This is a genomic window from Shewanella vesiculosa (genome assembly GCF_009994065.1).
GTDB lineage: Bacteria > Pseudomonadota > Gammaproteobacteria > Enterobacterales > Shewanellaceae > Shewanella > Shewanella vesiculosa.
The window spans coordinates 101506-122438 of record NZ_JAACSD010000003.1 but is presented as its reverse complement, the minus strand read 5'-3'; the positions used below and the strand labels follow the sequence as shown (position 1 = coordinate 122438).

General features: G+C 43.1%; 14 protein-coding genes. 10 read left to right on the top strand and 4 right to left on the bottom strand.

Annotation, left to right across the window (positions count from 1 at the left end; translation table 11 throughout):
- Positions 1-38: 38 nt before the first annotated feature.
- Entirely contained in the window at positions 39-1748 is a 1710-nt protein-coding gene (locus GW828_RS00600) for a DUF5666 domain-containing protein (protein WP_273057262.1), read from the bottom strand.
- 1708 nt (positions 1749-3456) lie between these two features.
- On the opposite strand from GW828_RS00600, the gene GW828_RS00595 reads away from it, so the two are divergent.
- From GW828_RS00595 to GW828_RS00580, 4 genes are all read left to right on the top strand, one after another.
- A complete protein-coding gene (locus GW828_RS00595; RefSeq protein ID WP_273057264.1) occupies positions 3457-5220 on the top strand; it encodes a protein adenylyltransferase SelO in 1764 nt (587 codons plus the stop codon).
- 787 nt (positions 5221-6007) lie between these two features.
- Entirely contained in the window at positions 6008-6754 is a 747-nt protein-coding gene (locus GW828_RS00590) for a (Fe-S)-binding protein (protein WP_124015015.1), read from the top strand.
- A gap of 8 nt (positions 6755-6762) precedes the next feature.
- Positions 6763-8151 carry a lactate utilization protein B gene (locus GW828_RS00585; RefSeq protein WP_273057268.1) on the top strand — a complete coding sequence of 463 codons (1389 nt, stop codon included), beginning with the start codon at positions 6763-6765 and terminating at the stop codon, positions 8149-8151.
- Between the two features lies 1 nt (position 8152).
- Positions 8153-8716: a LutC/YkgG family protein gene (locus tag GW828_RS00580; RefSeq protein WP_273057270.1), complete on the top strand. Its 564-nt coding sequence runs from the start codon at positions 8153-8155 to the stop codon at positions 8714-8716.
- Between the two features lie 229 nt (positions 8717-8945).
- Here the strand turns inward: GW828_RS00580 and GW828_RS00575 are convergent, their stop codons facing one another.
- On the bottom strand, positions 8946-9845 hold the full coding sequence (locus GW828_RS00575; RefSeq protein WP_124015012.1) for a LysR family transcriptional regulator: 900 nt from the start codon (positions 9843-9845) through the stop codon (positions 8946-8948).
- Positions 9846-10147: 302 nt separating this feature from the next.
- Between GW828_RS00575 and GW828_RS00570 the strand changes: the two genes are divergently transcribed.
- The 6 genes from GW828_RS00570 to GW828_RS00545 all read left to right on the top strand — a co-directional run bounded on the left by GW828_RS00570 (position 10148) and on the right by GW828_RS00545 (position 19517).
- Positions 10148-10792 (top strand): GntR family transcriptional regulator, encoded by a 645-nt coding sequence (locus GW828_RS00570; protein ID WP_371698450.1) that lies wholly within the window; start codon positions 10148-10150, stop codon positions 10790-10792.
- 55 nt (positions 10793-10847) lie between these two features.
- Entirely contained in the window at positions 10848-11726 is an 879-nt protein-coding gene (gene prpB, locus GW828_RS00565; protein WP_124015010.1) for a methylisocitrate lyase, read from the top strand.
- Between the two features lie 105 nt (positions 11727-11831).
- Positions 11832-12956 (top strand): bifunctional 2-methylcitrate synthase/citrate synthase, encoded by a 1125-nt coding sequence (gene prpC / locus GW828_RS00560; RefSeq protein ID WP_124015009.1) that lies wholly within the window; start codon positions 11832-11834, stop codon positions 12954-12956.
- Between the two features lie 129 nt (positions 12957-13085).
- Positions 13086-15680: a Fe/S-dependent 2-methylisocitrate dehydratase AcnD gene (gene acnD / locus GW828_RS00555; protein WP_273057274.1), complete on the top strand. Its 2595-nt coding sequence runs from the start codon at positions 13086-13088 to the stop codon at positions 15678-15680.
- Positions 15681-15758: 78 nt separating this feature from the next.
- Positions 15759-16928, top strand: a complete 1170-nt coding sequence (gene prpF, locus GW828_RS00550) for a 2-methylaconitate cis-trans isomerase PrpF (protein ID WP_273057276.1) — start codon at positions 15759-15761, stop codon at positions 16926-16928.
- Between the two features lie 435 nt (positions 16929-17363).
- Complete coding sequence (locus GW828_RS00545) at positions 17364-19517, top strand: cation:proton antiporter (RefSeq protein WP_124015006.1); 2154 nt, start codon at positions 17364-17366, stop codon at positions 19515-19517.
- A gap of 133 nt (positions 19518-19650) precedes the next feature.
- On the opposite strand, the gene bcp is transcribed toward GW828_RS00545, so the two are convergent.
- Positions 19651-20118 (bottom strand): thioredoxin-dependent thiol peroxidase, encoded by a 468-nt coding sequence (gene bcp / locus GW828_RS00540; protein ID WP_273057278.1) that lies wholly within the window; start codon positions 20116-20118, stop codon positions 19651-19653.
- A gap of 83 nt (positions 20119-20201) precedes the next feature.
- Positions 20202-20738 carry a glycine cleavage system transcriptional repressor gene (locus GW828_RS00535; protein ID WP_182697227.1) on the bottom strand — a complete coding sequence of 179 codons (537 nt, stop codon included), beginning with the start codon at positions 20736-20738 and terminating at the stop codon, positions 20202-20204.
- Positions 20739-20933 lie beyond the last annotated feature (195 nt).

Below are 20933 nucleotides of genomic sequence, written 5' to 3'. Positions count from 1 at the left end.
TAAAATCATGTATCCTCATACTTTCTTTATCTTTATCCTTAACGCTCTAACTCTATGGACTTAGCGGTAATAATTCCTTGAGCACTCACGTTACCTTTCACTTTTACTTGGTCGCCTGTAACAACTATTTTCCAGAATTCGTCAGCAGGAAGTTTGTCATCATTAAATTCAAATCCAGTGTTTGAGGTTATCAAAACATCATGGCCTGAAACGACTAGCGTCTGGTCTGAAATATCCTCAACAATTCCTCTTAATTCAGTACGGTGCATACCTTCATCGGAGTGATCATCGTCAGATTCGTTTTCTTTTATTTCAACTTTAAATGCGACAAGAATACCATCAATGACTTGACCTTTAACTTCTACCAGCATGTCATTTTGCAGTTGTTCAAAAAATGTTGCTTGGGTGACATCGTCTCCATCAGTACCCTCAAACAATGTATTTTCATTGGTACTAACGTTCACGCCGACAATATCAAAACTAAAGTCTATAATATTACTTACAGTGCCTTTTAACTCTGTATCATTATCATCGCCTTCATTTTTACGTTCCATTTTTGTTGCTATATTATTGCCTTCATTATCAATAAAGCCTTTTATTTCAACAAAATCGCCAACGGTTAAATCAGCTAAATCAAAAAAACGTTCGCCTCTATCAGATTCATCTTTCATCTTTGTTTGGTTGCTAATTTCAAAAACAACGTCAAGTACGGTTACTGTACTTAAATCTAAATCAACTTCTTGTATAGATCCTTCTAAATTCAAGTTAGTTCGTTGATGAATGCGGATTTCTTTTGCCAGTAAATCACCAGTGGCATTATATTCCCCTTTAATTTTTACCCGTACGTTTAACATTAAAGAATCAACTGAACCATGTTCAAACTCGGTATTTTCATCAGTAATTACGTGAATGTCATTAACAATGAAACTACTGTTTGATTCAAAACTCGTGATAAATCCTTCTGTATGTTTACCATCACCGTTTTCATGCTCTTCTTTGCTTTCTTTGAGTTTTATTTCACTCACCACAAATACATCATTAGCTAATGCTGAAGATAGGCCCTTAACACGTACTTCTTGATCCTCAGCCAAGTCTGCTTCAACAAAATCGTCGAATACTGCCGAACTATAATCAATTGTTAGACTACCTAAAGTGAACGTTTTATTAACAGTGTCTAGCATTTTAACCATGCCTTGCACTTTTAACTTGGTAGACTCAGTTTCTTTTTCAATTCTTGTCGCGTACAAGTTACCATCTGCATCAAAAAAGCCACTGATTTCGAGAAAGTCTCCGGGTATAAGTTCGATGAGTATGACATTGTCCAAACTGGTTAAATCATCAAATAAAATGGTTTGTCCAAGCACAGACAAAGAATTGCCAATTAGATCGATACTATCAAGCGGTCCTTTTATTTGTTCATCATAATGAATAGAACTAGCGTTACCCGAAGTCCCGTCTTCATTTATTTCACCATTGAGCGTAATAATCATACCAATCTGTAAATCGGTTTCACTTGCTCCTGCATTATCATCGGTTGAAACCTCAGCGGAGTCGGTTTCGTATTCAACACCATTGACAAAGACACTACCAAAACCAGTAATAACTCCCGTAATTTCTGTTGTAGTAGCGCTAGATGTAGGTGGGGTTGGTACAGTAGGAGCGGGTGGGGTTGTTGAATTTGTTGACGAACCACCACAACCAGCAAGTATTGATGTGATGATGAGTGGAAGAATATATTTTTTTAACATTTTATTATTCTCAGTAATTAATCATATGTAAAAAATATGTGAAAATTTTTTACTATGATTGATAACTCTGGAAGACGGCTATTTGATGACTAAATAAGAAATTTAAAATCACTTTGATAGTCTTTCTTCGTAAAGAAAATAGCAAACTATCATTTACTCTGGGTAAGCAACAATTCACTACGATTGTTTTGTACTCATTCGATTAAGCATAGAACAATTTATCAACATGATCAGATTATAAGTCAACTTAACTAATCAATGTAATGGTCAACTTAATTTGGCCACGGCTTTAGAGTCTAACCAAAACCTTCGCTCTGATTCATTTGGGCTCAATCCAGCCCGGACTCAGTCATTTTTAGTTTCAAGAATTCAGCTTGAAAACCGTCTTTTCTGTATGCACAGGTAAACCAAATCCGTTGCTCACTATCAACATCAAAGCCTACTGATGTGGCTGAAATGAGAATTTTCATGATGCTAGTGCTTTAGCACAGACCAATATTTAAAATCCACTCCTTCAGTAGCATGTACATTTAAGGCCAAAGCACTAACTAATATCAGAAGCAATGCTTTCATTTTCTCCCCCTCCCTTACATTTACTAATAAGAAACCCCTAATAAAGTTCAATCATTAGTAATATTAAGTCATAAAGTTTCTTATGAAATTGTTAGCTTTTACAGATCTAAGTAGGAATGGGGCAAAACCAAGTTAGCTGTTAACTTAACATTCGTACCAAATGATGCTAAATCGAAGAGATAGCATGAACCAGTGCAGATGCGACTGAGGGTATCGAAAACAGGGACGTTTTCGTTAAGCGGCCATAGATGGCGTAAAGCGTCCCGAAGCAGTATCTGCACATAAGCTCATAGCAGGTGATTGACTGCATTGAAGCTACAAGCTTCAAACCCATTTAACCAATACCCACTCAACCAAACATAAAAAATGCCAAACCTTCATTCGAAGGCCAACAAACTTCGGGGCAAAGATGAGTTAGATTTTTGGCTTTTAAAGTACACATTCAACTCTGAACTTGAGGCCGTTGAAGACTCTTTATAACAGAATGCGTGAGCCTGACAGGACGTCAGGCTAGTTTTCGCTGTACAGGTCGTTCTTTGCCTTCCATGCCACCACGACATTCGTGAATCCTTTCACATCAGATTCCCATCGCAAGCGTTAGCATTTTACTCTTTATGACAAGATGGGCCTAAGAAGGTTACAAATCAAAGTTAAAAGCCAAACTTATTTCCGTCGCAATTTTTTCGCAGCTGTTGTTTTTTTAGATAGCTAAAATGTTGCCGGAACGGCAGGGGCCCATTCTTTTATAAACAGCAAAGAGCGGATTGCTGTTGATCCCCTTTTGGTCGGTGCAGGGTGGAACCTTGCGATCTTAATTCAAACGAAGTTTGATAACTTGGTATGGGCGAAGCGCCCGACGTTAGTGGCCGCAGGCCATAAGTCAGAATAGATACCCATGACAAGCTATCGATTTTACAGATTCAGCAAGCTAAGCTTTCCATTATTATAAGCAGAAGTTACCATGGATGCGGGTTGTTTCCGTTTCTCTCAGGCTCTTTCAAATTACCCTGCGCAGGCATTCGACATTAAAGGATGAAATGATTCGACTCCAGACATCGAACACATTGAACAATCATCGATACGACATATCACGCAGCGGGGAATAGCCCTTCTACTTAATCAATAAGGTATCCCTATGACTAAGCAACTGTCCCAGCATACATCCGCAACTGTCGAGACAGTTGACGATCTTGCTAAGTTGGCCAATTACTCTTTGATGGACACGCTTAATAGTGATCCTGACGCAACAACAAATGGCGACGACCATAGAGCACGACAAGTGTTTTCGGGGCACTATGTCCCTGTTAAGCCGACGCCTATTGAAAACCCCGAGTACGTAGCACACAGCCAACGCTTTTTTAGTGAGTTGGGTTTTGCAGACAGCATGGCGCAGTCTGCCGATTTTATTAGCTTGTTCTCTGGCGATATTTCGCAGGTTCCAGAGCCGATGAGCAAGGTCGGTTGGGCGTGTGGCTATGCACTGTCAATCTTCGGCACCGAATACATCCAGCAATGTCCGTTCAGAACGGGCAATGGCTACGGCGATGGTCGTGCGGTTTCGGTGCTTGAGGCTGTCATCAAAGGCAAACGTTGGGAAATGCAGCTTAAAGGGGGAGGTCGTACGCCATATTGTCGCGGCGCTGACGGCCGTGCTGTATTGCGATCGAGTGTGCGGGAGTTCCTCGCACAGGAACACATGCACGCGCTTGGTGTGCCAACGTCACGTTCGCTAAGTTTGTATGTGTCTAAAACTGAGACGGTCCAGCGGCCGTGGTATTCCGAGGGCTCTAACTCACAAGATCCTGACCAAATGATCACCGAGGCTGTGGCTATCTCAACTCGTGTGGCACCCTCGTTCATTCGGGTCGGCCAGCTTGAGCTATTTGGTCGCCGCGCTCGCAAGCAAGAACACCCACAAGCGATGGCAGAGCTTGAACAACTTATGCTGCATTTAGTTGATCGAGAATACGCTGATGTTATCGATCCGCAACTTACCAATGCCGAAAAGGTGTTGGTGCTGGCGGGCGAGTTCCGAACTCGGCTAACTTCACTGGTGTCGAACTGGATCCGTGTCGGCTACTGTCAGGGCAACTTCAACAGCGATAACTGTGCCGCAGGTGGCTTTACACTGGATTATGGTCCGTTCGGATTTTGTGATGTGTTTAATCCGCAATATCAGCCTTGGACAGGTGGCGGACAGCACTTTGCATTTCTTAATCAAGGTGTGGCAGCGGAACGCAATTTCTTGATGTTTTGCACAGCATTAAGCCCATTACTGGCGTCTGAGCCAGATTATCTCGACCAGTTGCAGCAGCTGGTCAATGGTTTTTCGGCCGAGATGCAAGCAAAAATGGAGCAGATGTGGGCCGCCAAACTTGGGCTTGGCACTTTTAACGCTGCCCTATTTGATGAACTTGAAACGCTCATGCTGCAAACCCCAGTGGATTACACTCTGTTTTTCCGCGAGCTTTCGGCGTTACCGGATGATATTGGCCCACTGAAAAAAAGTTTCTACCGAGACTTAGCACAAGCCCCCGCAGGACTTGAGCAGCGCTGGTCAGCTTGGCTGACACAATGGCAATCTCTGCTCGACAGTAATGTGGTCGACAGCTCTGAGGTTGGCAGTACCGGTGACACAAATACGCAGGCGCGCAGTCGTGATGAGATTTCTGCACAGATGAAGGCTGTTAACCCTAAATATACCTTGCGCGAGTGGTTGCTAGTGCCTGCTTATCAGCGAGCCAGCGTCGGTAATTATGCACCGGTTAGAGAATTGCAGGCTGTTATGACCCAGCCTTACGCAGAGCAGTCCCAGCAAGTTGAGGACAAATACTATCGAACCAAGGCATCTGAATTCTTTGGTGTTGGTGGTTGCTCGCATTTGAGCTGTTCATCGTGATTTTTTAGGCTATTGTCACCGTCTGTCTAAATGATTCTATTTACATAGGCTGGCTGGCAATGATTTGATCATTAACAGGGCTTGTTGTTGGTCCCATCTTCGGTCGTGCTCGGCAGTTAGCTATTTCTGTCTGGCAAAATCAAGCGTCACTAGGTTAGTGGCCACAGGTCATAAAAAAAGGGCCTCTATTGATAGAGGCCCTACAATCTTAATAAGATTAAAAGTGATACCTTTACCCAGTATTTATCCCCATTCCCATAGCAAATAAATACTGAGTAAAGTTACACATGCATTGTGTAGACATTTGATTGAAACCTCAAAGTATGCAATCAAACAATGCTAACGTGTTGTATCAAAAGTGGATTAACGTCATGAGTTAATGGATCATTCTTAACAGGGGATCTCATTGACGTCATTCAGTAAATTTAGTGTGCTTAATCGCTGCGATTGTGGCAATCAATAAAGTCCAAACTGCGACACATTGTCGCAGGCATTGTCTATTAATCCTCCTATGCATAGGTATTAGCCTGGTGTATGCAATGAAATGTAAGATATTTATCATCACGATTTAATCCTTCAGTATCGAAACAATACCTCTGAGAATCATCAAAATAGTCTTGCTATCAAAAATGGAAAAGTCTGTGGCGATATTTACTAAATAAGCACTACATATTGTAAGGATATTGGCATACATTGGTTGCACGATTATGAGTCGTTAGTCATGACATTGAATCAATAAGTGTTGATTGAGTGCCATGTTTAATAACGCTTTGGGGATACATCGCTTATGAAAATAGCATTATTTATACCTTGTTTAGTCAACCAAATGATGCCAGAAGTGGCTATCGCAACCCTGACATTATTAGAAAAATTGGGTCATGAGGTTTTTTTCCCTGCAGGACAAACCTGTTGTGGACAGCCAATGACAAACTCAGGTTGTTTTGACGAAGCTAAAAATACTACCCTTAAATTACTCAATGCCTTCAAAGGGGTTGAGTGCGACGCCATTGTTTGTCCTGCAGCCAGTTGCTTAGTCGCTGCGAAAGAAAACTTCCATGAGTTTGATGGCAGCAAAGAAGCTCAAGATGTGATTAATAAGCTTTATGAGTTGACCGAATTTCTACATGACGTTGCTCCGATTAAATCCTTTAAACGCCCTGTGGCAGCTAAAATAAGTCTGCAAATGAGCTGTCATGGTATTCGCATGCTTAATTTAGCTACGCCCACGGAAGAAATGGGCAAACAACGCTTTAACAAAGTAGAAGCGGTACTGGGCAACATTGCCGGGCTTGAAATTGTCTACCCAGCACGTATTGATGAGTGTTGCGGCTTTGGTGGTACGTTTGCGGTTGATGAAGGTGCTGTGTCAGCCAAAATGGGCAAAGATAAAGCTCAAGCGCACGCTGCAACCGGTGCTAAATATGCAGTAGGGTTTGATCCCTCATGTTTATTGCATTTAGATGGCATGATCCGCCGCCAACAATTACCGATAGAAACCCGTCACATTGCCCAAATCATTAATGACGCACTTTAGGAGCCACTATGTCCGAACTATATACCGCATCGGGTTCTAAGGTGCATGCCCATAAAGCTGATATTTTTTGTCGCGATGAAACTCGAGTTGATTGGCATTCTAAAGCCCTGTGGGCATTACGTGAAAAACGTGATCGTGCCGCGGGCAGTTTACCTGAATGGGAGCAACTAAGGCTGCTAGGCTCACAGCTTAAACTGCACACCTTGAGCCATTTAGCGCAGTACCTTGAACAATTTGAACAACAATGCATTAGTAATGGTATTAAAGTGCATTGGGCTAAAGATGCCCAGCAACATAATGAAATTGTCCACGGTATTTTAGCTCAACATCAGGTTAAGAAGCTGGTTAAGTCTAAGTCGATGTTAACTGAAGAATGCCATATGAATCCGTATCTAGAACGTCACGGCATTGAAGTGGTTGATACCGATTTAGGTGAACGGATTATACAGCTAGCGCATATGCCACCATCGCATATTGTGGTGCCGGCCATTCACATGAAAAAAGAAGAAGTGGGTGAGTTATTTCACCAACAATTAGGCACTAAGGCTGGTGAGTCGGATCCCTTATATTTAACCCGTGCTGCTCGTGCGCATTTGAGAGAGAAATTCCTCAGTGCCGATGCGGCCATGACGGGGGTGAATATGGCGATTGCCGATCAAGGCGCTATTGTGGTGTGCACCAACGAAGGTAACGCAGATATGGGCGCTAACTTACCTAAGCTACAATTGCACTCAATGGGCATTGATAAAGTACTGCCTGATATGGATTCTGCTGGGGTGTTATTGCGCACCTTAGCCCGAAATGCCACTGGGCAACCGATCACCACTTATTCTTCATTTTATCGCGGTCCGCAAGATGGCGGCGAGATGCATGTGATTATTGTTGATAATGGCCGTACTGAGATGATGAAGGATAAAATTTTAGCCGAATCGCTAAAGTGTATCCGTTGTGGCGGCTGTTTAAATACTTGTCCGGTATATCGCCGTTCAGGTGGGTATAGCTATAACTATACGATTCCTGGTCCCATTGGCATTGCTGTGGGGGCTAAGCATGATGATACCAACTCTATCCCTTGGGCATGTACTTTGTGTGGTAGTTGTACCTATGTGTGTCCAACAATGGTGCCATTAGATAAGATTATTGCTCATCATCGTCGTTTAAAAGCCCAGGCTAAGACCTTGCCTTACGGAAAAGGTGGCTATATGCCGTTAGTGGGGCGCTTTATGGCCAGTGAAACCTTAATGAATACCTCTATGTCGGCAGCAAGGTTAGCCTTACGGGTGTTACCGGGGAGTTTACTTAAGCCATTTAGTGGTGCATGGGGTAAGTATCGCGAATTACCAGTGGCACCAGAATCAAGCTTTGCTAGCTGGTATAACAAGAATCGGAGACGTTAATATGTCGAGTAAACAAACCATTTTATCAGCATTATCACTGTCGGCATTGGATAATCATGCCATGCCTGAGATCGATGTTGTGGCAAATAATGATGATCTTGTCGGCCAGTTTAATGCCAGTTTACAGTCTGTTGCAGCTACGCTTCACACTGACGGCGGTTTAGCCTCGCTCCAGCAAGCTGTAGATGATCTGATAAAGCAAAATATGCAGGTGATATCATTAATTGAGGGTATTAAAGGTAATCGTTCAGTGCCAACAACTGCGCATCTTTTAGCGGATATTGATTATGCTGTGATTCCAGGCGATCTCGGTGTGGCCGAAAACGGCGCGATTTGGGTCAATCAACCGAGTCATAGAGTGACTCCGTTTATTTGCGAAAACCTGATCTTGGCATTATCCAAAGACAATATTGTCGCCAATATGCATCAAGCCGTTAAACAGGTATCGCTGCAACAAGGTGATTTAGGATTATTTATATCGGGTCCGTCTAAAACGGCTGATATTGAGCAAGCATTAGTGGTGGGCGCTCATGGTGCCTGTAGCTTAAATGTGTATTTGTATTAATTTATATGAGCCAAGAGTCGTGAGTAATGTTTAACTCATGACTCATTAACACTAGCTTGCCGTGATGCCATTGACTAAGTCAGTGGCATCACTGTAACTGTTTGTCAGATTGAATCGATATCATCAAGCCATTGCAACAGCAAAAACCGCAACTCAAATCAGTAAAAATAGCCATCTACTGCCTTATAAAAGCGTTCAATCATTCCAAGTAGTTAAACCCAAGTACAGCTTAAAAATAGTCGAAAATACTCGCGGCTCGCTGCTGCAGAAACTCAATAAACAATTTTACCTTTAATGGCTGTTGTCGGCGTTGATGATACAAGATGCTGATACGGCGATGCTCGCCGGCCCATTGTGGTAATACTGTGATCAGCTCACCGTGTAAAAGCTGTTGTTTAACGAATAACTCAGGTCCGTATAAAATCCCGCCATCACCAACGGCTGCCCGCACTGCGCCGTGTAAATCACCTAAGGTTAACTTTGCCGGTCCATCATAATAATATTGCTCACCGTCGCAATGTTTTAAGCTCCAGTTAAACAATGGCCATACTTTAATTAATTGGTAATCAACCAGCTGCTGCGGATGCTGTAGTTCAATCAGTTGCTTGGCATAAGTTGGCGATGCGTAGAGTCCGTAGTTCAACACCCCTAATGATGTTGACACCCAAGATGAGTCTGGTTGCGCACCACCTACTATCGCGACGTCGACACCTTCATCGATTAAATCAATGGTGCTGTTATTCTGGGTGATATGCAGTTGAATGTGCGGATGTTGTTTTGAAAAGTCATTAATCGCTTCAATTAAGATCATCGAGGTAATAGAGACGGGTGTTGATATCCGCAAAGTGCTTTGGGGTTCATTGAGCGCTTGGCCACAAATCGTATCGAACTGTGCCACCACATGATGGTAACGGTCGAATAACGCTCCGCCTTCTTCTGTTAATCGCAGCTTACGTGTGCTGCGCATAATTAACTGAGTATTGAGGCTCTGTTCTAGTTTACTGATTTTGCGACTAACGGTGGCAATAGGTAACTGTAATTCTTGCGCAGCAGACGAAAACCCTCCGGCATTGACCACATGAACAAATAGATGGATCAATTCAAGATGACAGGCTAAATGTTGGCTCATTAAGAAACCCTTATTTTATTATTCGACTTATCCATTGTTTGCTCAGCACTGAGTAAAACGGACAGTTGGGTGAGCATCTGGGCATCATATTGATATCAGTAATGCCATTTTGGCTAATATTAGCATGGGCTGACTTAAGGCATTACCGACTGATTGCATAAATTAGTGATAGGTAACACTTTAGGAGGGGATTTCATTTATTGTCGACAAAAAGTCTATTTTGGGGTTGTTATACGCCTTAAAGGTGCTATATTGTCGACAACTTGTTTTGATTTATCCCATTTTATATTCAAGGTATGAGCATGATCCAGCCGATTACTTCAGCAGATAAGACCTTTATAGCCCTAAGAGACGATATCGTCGAAGGTCGTATTGCAGCGGGTTCTAAGTTGAGTGAAACTGAATTGTCGACAAAGTATGCCGTCAGCCGTGCGGTGATCCGTGAAGCCATTAATCGCTTAGAGTCGTGCCATATTGTTGAGCGTAAAGCGAACGTCGGTGCCAGAGTCGTAGCCTTGTCACCTCAGGGACTTATCGAATTATACCAAGTGCGTGAATCACTTGAAGGAATGGCAGCACGGTTAGCGGCAAAGAACATGACCGACGATGAAATAGCCGATTTAAACCAGTTATTGCAATCTCACTTTGACGAGGTCAAAGGTGGCGAGTCTTATTATCAAGAAGCTGGCGATGTTGATTTTCATTACCGCATCATCTTAGGCAGTAAAAATAAACACCTAATTTCAATGCTATTTGATGGCATTTATCATTTGGTACGCATGTATCGAGTGCAACTTGGCATGGCGGGTCCGCGTGTAACGACCGCTTATGATGAACACAAACATATTGTTCAGGCCATTTTAAATCGTGACGCAGAATTAGCCGAAATGCTGATGCGCCGCCATATTTTGTATTCTAAAAATAGTATCGAACATAAATTATCGTAACGACTATTCTGTAGCGTTTCGCGTTTACATTATTAATTGCAGAGAGGGAAATATCATGAGTGCAGGTAAAAAATTTCGTCAAGCATTAGCCAATAACAAACCACTGCAAATAGTGGGTGCCATTAATGCTTATTCAGCAATGATGGCTAAGCAAATTGGCCATCAAGCCATTTACTTATCCGGTGGTGGCGTGGCTAACGCCTCTTATGGTTTACCAGATTTAGGCATGACATCATTAAATGATGTGTTGGTTGATGTGCAACGTATTACATCTGCTTGTGATTTACCTTTGCTGGTGGACATTGATACTGGTTGGGGCGGGGCATTTAATATTGCCAAAACTATTCGTGATATGGAAAAAGCGGGCGCAGCCGCTGTGCACATGGAAGACCAAGTAGCGCAAAAGCGTTGTGGCCATCGTCCTAATAAAGAAATTGTCCCAGTAGAAGAAATGGTTGACCGCATTAAAGCGGCTGTTGATGCCCGCACAGATCCTGACTTTTTCATTATGGCGCGCACAGACTCATTTGCTCAAGAAGGCCTTGAAGCAGCAATTGAACGTGCTAAAGCCTATGTTGCAGCGGGTGCTGACGGTATTTTTGCTGAGGCAATTAAAACCGAAGAGCATTATCGTGCTTTTGCAGCAGCACTTGATGTGCCTATTTTGGCTAACATTACCGAGTTTGGCCAAACTGAACTGTGGAATAAGCAGCAATTAGGCGAGTGGGGCGCATCTATGGTGTTGTACCCATTGAGCGCATTCCGTGCGATGAATAAAGCAGCCGAAAATGTCTACAACGCTATTTTAGTTGATGGCGACCAAAAAGCGGTGGTTGATACCATGCAAACGCGGATGGATTTGTATGACTATTTAGGCTACCACGATTATGAACAAAAATTAGACAGCCTATTTGCCGAAGGCAAAAACAAATAGCCAGCCACTCTTAGAGTGTGGACTGCTTTTATAATCAAAATAAAAATACCCTACAATCGCGATTAAGTACTGCTCAATCGCGACAAGCATAATAAGGAAGAGATCATGGTTGACAAGAAATTATCAGGCGCAGGATTACGCGGTCAGAGTGCAGGCGAAACTAAATTATGTACTGTGGGTAAATCAGGTTCAGGTCTGACTTATTGCGGTTACGATGTATCAGATTTAGCCGATAATGCGACCTTTGAAGAAGTCGCGTATTTGTTATTTAATGGTGAATTGCCGACTCAAGCACAATTAAGTGCTTATAAAGCCGAATTGAAAGCGCAGCGTGATTTACCCGCTGCCCTTAAAGCCGTATTAAAACTGATCCCTGCTGATGCACATCCGATGGACGTGATGCGTACAGGTTGCTCGTTTTTAGGTAACCTTGAACCAGAAGTTGATTTTACTCAGCAACATAAGGCCTCGAACCGCTTGCTTGCCGCGTTCCCAGCTATCATGTGTTATTGGTACCGTTACAGCCATGACGGTGTTGAAATTGATTGCACTACAGATGAAGACTCTCTTGGTGGCCATTTCCTTAAGTTACTTCGTGGTGAAACGCCGTCAGAGCAACATCGCCGTGTAATGGATGTGTCGTTGATTCTTTATGCAGAGCATGAGTTTAATGCATCTACCTTTACTGCGCGCGTATGTGCATCAACCTTATCAGATATGTATTCGTGTGTGACTGGCGCGATTGGTTCATTACGCGGTCCGCTGCACGGTGGTGCGAACGAAGCCGCGATGGAGATGATCCAAAAATTTAGCTCGCCTGCCGATGCTAAAGTGCAAATGGCCTTGATGCTTGAACGCAAAGAAAAAATCATGGGCTTTGGTCATGCTATTTATAGCGTGTCAGATCCACGTAATGTGATCATTAAAGCATGGTCTGAAAAATTGGCTCATGAAAACGGTGATACATCTTTATATGACATTTCTGTCGCCTGTGAAGAGTTTATGTGGGACACCAAAAAGCTATTTTGTAATGCCGATTTCTTCCATGCCTCTGCTTATCATTTTATGGGTATTCCAACTAAGTTATTTACGCCAATCTTTGTTTGTTCACGTTTAACAGGTTGGGCGGCACATGTAATGGAACAGCGTTCGAACAATCGCATTATTCGTCCAAGTGCTGATTATGTTGGTAGTGAGCCACGTAAAGTGGTTGCTATCAGCCAACGTTAATCTGATTAGCCGAGTATCAATATGATGGCTCGGCTTTTTTCAATTAACGCATATCAAATGCGGTGATGTCTTAACTTAGCTGATATCAACAACCGCTCACCGATCACCAAATTTACTGTGGGTCTTACTATGAATACTGATTATCGTAAACCTTTACCCGGCACAACTTTAGACTACTTTGATACCGAAGAAGCCGTTGATGCCATTGAGGCGGGCGCTTATGCCAAACTGCCTTATTGTTCTCGCGTGTTTGCCGAGAACTTAGTGCGTCGCTGTGCGCCAGAGACGTTGACTGATTCGTTAAAACAGCTGATTGAGCGTAAAAATGACCTCGACTTTCCGTGGTATCCCGCTCGCGTGGTGTGTCACGATATTTTAGGTCAAACCGCTTTAGTTGATTTAGCCGGTTTACGTGATGCCATTGCAGAAAAAGGCGGTGACCCATCAAAGGTTAACCCTGTTGTACCGACTCAATTGATTGTCGATCATTCGTTAGCGGTAGAACATGCCGGCTTTGATAAAGACGCGTTTGAGAAAAACCGCTCAATTGAAGACCGTCGTAATGAAGACCGTTTTCATTTTATCAACTGGACTAAAACGGCGTTTAAAAATGTTGATGTTATCCAACCGGGTAACGGCATCATGCATCAAATTAACTTAGAACGTATGTCACCAGTGGTGCATGCTCAAAATGGTGTGGCGTTCCCTGATACCCTAGTCGGCACCGACAGCCATACACCTCATGTAGATGCGTTAGGTGTTATAGCCATTGGCGTAGGTGGTTTAGAAGCGGAAAGCGTGATGCTCGGCCGCGCATCTTACATGCGTTTACCGGAAATTGTTGGTGTTGAAATTACCGGTAAACCACAACCAGGCATTACCGCTACCGATATTGTATTAGCTTTAACCGAATATTTACGGGCGCAAAAAGTCGTGTCATCGTATCTTGAGTTTTATGGTGAAGGTACCACTCATTTAACTTTGGGCGATCGCGCCACCATTACCAACATGACACCTGAATACGGTGCCACCGCAGCGATGTTTTATATCGATAAGCAAACCATTGATTATTTGACACTAACCGGTCGTGAAGACGCACAAGTTAAATTAGTCGAAACCTACGCCAAACAAGCCGGTTTATGGGCTGACACCTTAACGAATGCTGTGTATGAGCGTGTTCTGCACTTTGATTTGTCATCGGTTGGCCGTAACATTGCCGGTCCTTCAAATCCGCATTCTCGGGTTCCAACCTCTGAGCTTGCTGCTCGCGGCATTAGCGGCGTAGTTGAAAACGAGCCAGGTAAAATGCCCGATGGTGCCGTGATTATTGCCGCCATTACTAGCTGTACTAACACCAGCAACCCTCGCAATATGATTGCCGCGGGGTTATTAGCACGAAATGCCAATGCACGTGGTTTATTACGTAAACCTTGGGTGAAATCATCGCTTGCGCCTGGCTCTAAAGCGGTGCAGTTATATTTAGAAGAAGCGGGCTTGTTACCTGAGCTCGAAAACTTAGGTTTTGGCATTGTCGGCTTTGCCTGTACCACTTGTAACGGCATGAGTGGCGCACTCGATCCGGTTATTCAACAAGAAGTGATTGATCGCGATTTATACGCAACGGCTGTGTTATCGGGTAATCGCAATTTCGATGGACGTATTCACCCATACGCTAAACAAGCGTTTTTAGCCTCGCCGCCATTGGTGATAGCTTACGCGATTGCCGGTACCATTCGTTTTGATATTGAAAAAGATATCTTAGGTATCGATAACCAAGGTCAAGCGGTTACATTAAAAGACATTTGGCCTACCGATGAAGAAATCGATACGGTTGTTAAAGCTAGCGTTAAACCTGAACAGTTCCGTAAAGTTTATGAGCCTATGTTCGACATCAAAGTAGAATATGGCAGTCACGTTAATCCACAATATGAATGGCGTCCACAAAGTACTTATATTCGTCGTCCACCTTATTGGGATGGAGCCTTAGCGGGTGAGCGTTCGATGAAAGGTATGCGCGCATTAGCGGTATTGGGCGACAACATCACTACAGATCATTTATCGCCATCAAACGCAATTATGCTCGACAGTGCCGCAGGCGCCTATTTACATAAAATGGGTTTACCGGAAGAAGACTTTAACTCTTATGCCACTCACAGAGGCGATCACTTAACCGCCCAGCGTGCGACATTTGCCAATCCAAAACTGTTTAACGAAATGGTGCAGGAAAACGGAAAAGTGAAACAAGGATCGCTGGCGCGCCTTGAGCCAGAAGGCCAAGTCACTCGCATGTGGGAAGCCATTGAAACCTATATGGAGCGTAAACAGCCACTGATTATTATTGCTGGTGCTGATTATGGTCAAGGGTCATCTCGTGACTGGGCAGCAAAAGGCGTGCGCCTTGCGGGTGTTGAAGTGATTGTTGCTGAAGGTTTTGAGCGTATTCACCGTACCAACTTAGTCGGTATGGGCGTGTTACCGCTCGAGTTCACAGCAGGTCATAACCGTCATACTTATCAGATTGATGGCACAGAAACCTATGATGTGGTTGGCGAGCGTAAGCCAGGTGCTATGTTAGATGTGATCATGACGCGTAAAAACGGTGAGCAAGTGACAATTGCGGTGAAGTGTCGTGTCGACACGGCTGAAGAGCTGTCGATTTATGAAGCTGGCGGTGTATTACAACGTTTTGCGCAAGACTTTTTAGCCAATGAAGTGGCTAACTAGCCTCATATTCGTCTAGCTTAATCGGTAGTTTATAACGCATAAGCTACCGATTTTTATGTTTTATAATAGGATGAAGTTATGGCACATTTACCACAAATAAAGATCCCCGCAACCTATATGCGTGGCGGCACCAGTAAAGGGGTGTTTTTCAGCTTAACTGACTTGCCAGCAGCGGCCCAAGTGGCAGGTGCAGCGCGTGATGCATTGTTGCTGCGCGTGATTGGCAGCCCTGATCCTTACGGTAAACAAACCGATGGCATGGGCGGTGCAACCTCTAGCACCAGTAAAACGGTAATCTTATCTAAAAGTACTCAAGCCGATCACGATGTTGATTATTTATTTGGTCAAGTGGCTATTGATAAACCGTTTGTCGATTGGAGTGGTAACTGCGGTAATTTAACCGCAGCAGTTGGCTCATTTGCAATCAGCAACGGTTTAATTGATCCCAGCCGCGTGCCACACAATGGCACTGCTGTTGTGCGGATTTGGCAAGCCAATATTCATAAAACCATTATTGCCCATGTGCCGATAACCAATGGTGAAGTGCAGGAAACGGGCGATTTTGAACTGGACGGAGTGACATTTCCTGCCGCCGAAGTTCAAGTTGAGTTTTTAGACCCCGCAGATGGTGAAGGCGCTATGTTCCCAACGGGTAATGTGGTCGATGAACTTGAGGTACCTGGTGTGGGAACGTTTAAAGCCACCATGATTAATGCCGGTATTCCTACCATTTTCATCAATGCTGCTGACATTAATTATCTTGGCACTGAACTACAAGATGACATTAATAATGATGATAAAGCCTTAGCCATGTTTGAAACTATTCGAGCTTATGGTGCTGTTAAAATGGGGTTAATTAACCATATTGAAGAAGCCGCTGCTCGTCAGCATACCCCAAAAGTCGCCTTTGTTGCACCGCATGCTGAGTATGTTTCTTCCAGCGGTAAAACCGTGACCAAAGATGATATTGATTTAGTTGTACGTGCGTTGTCTATGGGGAAATTACATCACGCTATGATGGGCACTGCTGCTGTTGCAATTGGCACGGCTGCGGCAATTCCTGGCACCTTAGTTAATTTAGCTGCTGGCGGTGGCGAAAGAACCGCAGTCCGTTTTGGTCACCCTTCAGGCACGCTCAGAGTCGGGGCACAAGCGCAGTTGCTTGATGGGCAATGGCAGGTTAAAAAAGCCATAATGAGCCGCAGTGCTCGAGTATTAATGGAAGGTAATGTAAGAATACCGCAATAGCCAATATGACTATGTTTTGTGTCAAATAGAAAAAGCCTTGGTCATGCCAAGGTTTTTTTTGTCGATAATTTAGCCTGTAAGATTAATCTAATATCGTTTACAGACATAAAAATTTAACAATTAAATTATAGACTTAATATGTTACTTTGTTATAGGTATAAAATGTGATGACCGTCAAAAACGCTTGATCCTACAGTTAAAGTAGTATGTTATATGCTGAATTTACGACAACAATAAGTATTGTTAGCCTGACTAGATACTATTTTGGCGCCGTGAATTAACAAGATTCAGACTTCGATTACTCGTCAACATCTGAATAACTTTTGGGTTAGGTTATAAAATATTAAGCCTGATGGATATTACAGTTCACGTATGATCGTGAAGCGCATTGCATAGATGTTATCTTGTGGTGTATCGAAAAAGAAGGAAACAAATATGGTTGAACACATTACAGGCATGCTGGCATTAATCGGTGTGTTGTCGCTTTTGTGTCAATGGATAGGTTGGAAATTACGTCTGCCAGCAATTTTACCACTGTTGTTGTGTGGTCTATTACTCGGGCCCGGATTAGGCATATTAGATCCAGATGAAATTTTTGGCGATTTATTGTTTCCTATCATTTCCCTCGGTGTTGCTGTCATCTTGTTTGAAGGTGCATTAACACTTAACTTTAAAGAAATTAAAGAACACGGACGAATGGTGACGCATCTCGTGACCATTGGCGCTTTCATTACTTGGGCGTGTATTGCCCCAGCAGCCCATTATCTGCTCGGTTTTGATTGGGCAATAGCCATGTTGTTTGGTGCATTGGTGGTCGTGACAGGACCAACCGTTATTGTGCCTATGTTGCGTACCGTGCAACCCAAATCCAATTTAGCCAGCATTTTGCGTTGGGAAGGTATTGTTATTGATCCCATTGGCGCTCTATTGGCCGTACTGGTGTTTGAGTATATTGCCGTGGCTGCCGATCCCACCACTCATGTATTAAATGCCTTAGGCCTGACCTTACTCCTTGGTTTTGGTTTAGGCGCAGCAGCAGGGTATTTAACCGGTCTGGCGATACGTAAGAACTTGTTTCCACATTATTTACGTAATACCGCAGTACTTACCATTATGCTGGGTATCTTTGTTGGTTCAAATATTATTCAGGAAGAGTCTGGTCTATTAACTGTGACCGTAATGGGTATTTGGCTCGCCAATATGCGCGGGGTTGATATTGCTGACATTCTCGAATTTAAAGAGACCCTTACAGTACTGTTAATTTCGGCATTATTTATCCTACTGGCGGCGCGTCTTGATTCTGGTGCTATGCTCGACCTTGGTTTCGGTGGCCTTGGCGTGTTGTTGGTGGTGATGTTTATTGCACGGCCATTGAGTATATGGGTTTCAGGTTTAGGCACGAATTTATCATCTAATGACAAGTGGTTTTTAAGCTGGGTTGCCCCTCGCGGTATCGTTGCGGCAGCGATTTCATCCTTGTTTGCGATAAAATTAGAGTCAGTGGGTTTAGAAGGGGCCAGTTCAATCGTGCCGCTAGTGTTCTTAATCATTATCGGCACTGTGGTTATTCAGAGTTTAACCGCGGGCCGTTGGGCTAAGTTTTTAGGGGTAAAAGAAGGTTCTAACCAAGGGTTATTAATCTTTGGTGCATCTAAGTTTTCCCGTGAATTGGCATCAATTTTAATGTCTAAAAATATTAAAGTTATTTTAGCTGATAACAACTGGGACAGTATTCGCCAAGCTCGAATGGAAAACATTCCTGTGTATTTTGGTAATCCGGCATCGGAGCATGCTTCAAATTACATGGATTTAAGCGGTATTGGCCGAGTATTAGTGATGTCACCATATCGTCAGTTAAATCCTTTAGTAACATTTCATTTTCAAGATTTAATGGGCACTGAAAAAGTATATGGTTTAAACAATGCCGACAGCGCCAGTGCGCGTCATCAACTATCTGAATCTTATCTAAAGCGTTTATGTTTATTTGGTGAGAATATTTCTTACGCTAAAATTGCTACGTTAATGGCAAAAGGTGCGGTACTCAAAATTACCAACATTACTGAAAACTTCACCTTTGAGCATTTTAAAAAACGCTATGGTGAAACCGCTTTGCCGCTGGTTTATTTAACCAAAGAAGGTAAGGTTAAAGTGCTATCAGGTGTTGAAGCAATTGTGTTGCCAGTGGGCATAGAGCTTATTAGTTTATTACCACAAGAGGCGCAAGATCAGGCGGTTATTCAACGTGCATTAGACGATGAAGCTGATCGCCAAGCGAAAGCTCTAGCAGAGGCAGAAGCCAAAGCAGCCGCTGAAGCAAGAGCTATTCGAGAAGCGCAAGAAGCTGAGCAACGTGCCATTGAAAAAGCCCGCCGTAAAGAGGAAGAACTTGCACTGTTTGAAGAACAGGAAAAAGCGCGCTTATTAGCCGAGGAGGAGGCCACACTGATTAAGCAAGAAACCTCTGAATTGGCGAAAGAGCTGGCTGCAAATGAGAAAGCCAAAGCTGCCATGGCATCGGCCTCAACAGACAAAGAGCCGCAATCGACTGACACTATGTCTGAAGAAAAATCAGATCCTAAAACTCTTTAAGCCTTAGCGCTATTTGAGTCGTCATTGAGTTAATGGTAAATACGAAAAAGGCTTAGCAATTAAATGCTAAGCCTTTTTATTGTCTACTGAGTGATACAGGCTAATGTCGATAGAGGCCTGTTAACTCAATCCACTATTCAGCAAGAGTGTCTAACACAACTTGGTGATGATCTTTGGTTTTAAACTTATTGAGTAAATGGCTAATTTTGCCATCAGTACCAACGATAAAACTCAAACGGTGAATCCCGTCATAAGTTTTACCCATAAATTGCTTTTCGCCCCATACACCGAAGGCGTCGGCAACGGCATGGTCTTCATCACTTAGCAGAGTAAAGTTGAGCGCTTGCTTTTCAGCAAATTTGGCCAGTTTCGCCACAGGATCAGGACTAATACCAAAAACAGTTACATTTAAGCCATCAAGTTGTGCTTTGATATCGCGCAGACCTTGAGCTTGTACTGTGCAGCCTGGCGTTGCCGCTTTAGGATAGAAATAGACTAAGACAGGGCCTTTGGTGAGTGTGTCTTGCAAAGAAATGGTTTCGCCAGCTTGATTTTGTAATGAAAAATTTGGTGCTGTATCACCAACTTGTAGTGTGTTCATCATGTTTCCTTTAGCGGATAAAAGTGAGCTTATTACGTCAATGTTAGTAACAAAGTTCACTACTATCTGATGTGAATATTGGATTAAGGTGCAGCAATGCCCTGCATACGCTTAATGCTGCACTCTAACGACATCGATTCTGCCAGTTCATGAATACCCTGTTCAAGTTTTAATAGGTCGACTTTTTCTGGAATATTAATGGCTAATAAAATCGACTGGGTTTTAAGACTATCGTTATCATCAGCGTGGGAGCGGACGGCCGCTAAATCGAGGCCTCTTTCTGCTAAAAACTGAGTAATACTCTTCATGGTTCCACGTTGGTCTTCGCCATTAAAAATGACTTCAATACGTGAGACAAAGTTTTTCGGCGTATGTTTTGATGTTCGTTTCATGACGGTCATGAGTTCAAGTTCAACACTCAATGCCGGTAACAAGCTTTCAATTTTTGTTATCGCTGTCCAAGAGCCCGATATCATCATAATTAGGGTAAATTCATTACCAAATAATGCCATACGACTATCTACAATATCGCAATCACATTCACTTGCTAAACGTGCTAGGCGACTCACTAACCCCGGACGGTCTGCGCCCATTGCCGTAACGACCAGGTAATTGGTCATGGATTTTCCTCACTTGTCGATATCTTTGAGCGAAAACTTACGCTAAGCATGTAAGTTTTGGTGCGGGTGTTTATGTTATCATTTTTCATTAAAACACCTCAATATACTAACCTATATCACTCACATAAATATGATTATTTTTTAGCGCAATGGCTCTAAAGATGCTAGGTTACGTGCATTAAATAGCATAAATGA

Coding starts and splice junctions, on each gene's coding strand:
- GW828_RS00580 (WP_273057270.1), top strand. CDS start 8,153: ATGTCGAGTAAACAAACCATTTTATCAGCATTATCACTGTCGGCATTG.
- prpB (WP_124015010.1), top strand. CDS start 10,848: ATGAGTGCAGGTAAAAAATTTCGTCAAGCATTAGCCAATAACAAACCA.
- GW828_RS00595 (WP_273057264.1), top strand. CDS start 3,457: ATGACTAAGCAACTGTCCCAGCATACATCCGCAACTGTCGAGACAGTT.
- GW828_RS00600 (WP_273057262.1), bottom strand. CDS start 1,748: ATGTTAAAAAAATATATTCTTCCACTCATCATCACATCAATACTTGCT.
- GW828_RS00535 (WP_182697227.1), bottom strand. CDS start 20,738: ATGACCAATTACCTGGTCGTTACGGCAATGGGCGCAGACCGTCCGGGG.
- acnD (WP_273057274.1), top strand. CDS start 13,086: ATGAATACTGATTATCGTAAACCTTTACCCGGCACAACTTTAGACTAC.
- GW828_RS00545 (WP_124015006.1), top strand. CDS start 17,364: ATGGTTGAACACATTACAGGCATGCTGGCATTAATCGGTGTGTTGTCG.
- GW828_RS00570 (WP_371698450.1), top strand. CDS start 10,148: ATGATCCAGCCGATTACTTCAGCAGATAAGACCTTTATAGCCCTAAGA.
- GW828_RS00575 (WP_124015012.1), bottom strand. CDS start 9,845: ATGAGCCAACATTTAGCCTGTCATCTTGAATTGATCCATCTATTTGTT.
- GW828_RS00585 (WP_273057268.1), top strand. CDS start 6,763: ATGTCCGAACTATATACCGCATCGGGTTCTAAGGTGCATGCCCATAAA.
- prpC (WP_124015009.1), top strand. CDS start 11,832: ATGGTTGACAAGAAATTATCAGGCGCAGGATTACGCGGTCAGAGTGCA.
- GW828_RS00590 (WP_124015015.1), top strand. CDS start 6,008: ATGAAAATAGCATTATTTATACCTTGTTTAGTCAACCAAATGATGCCA.
- prpF (WP_273057276.1), top strand. CDS start 15,759: ATGGCACATTTACCACAAATAAAGATCCCCGCAACCTATATGCGTGGC.
- bcp (WP_273057278.1), bottom strand. CDS start 20,118: ATGAACACACTACAAGTTGGTGATACAGCACCAAATTTTTCATTACAA.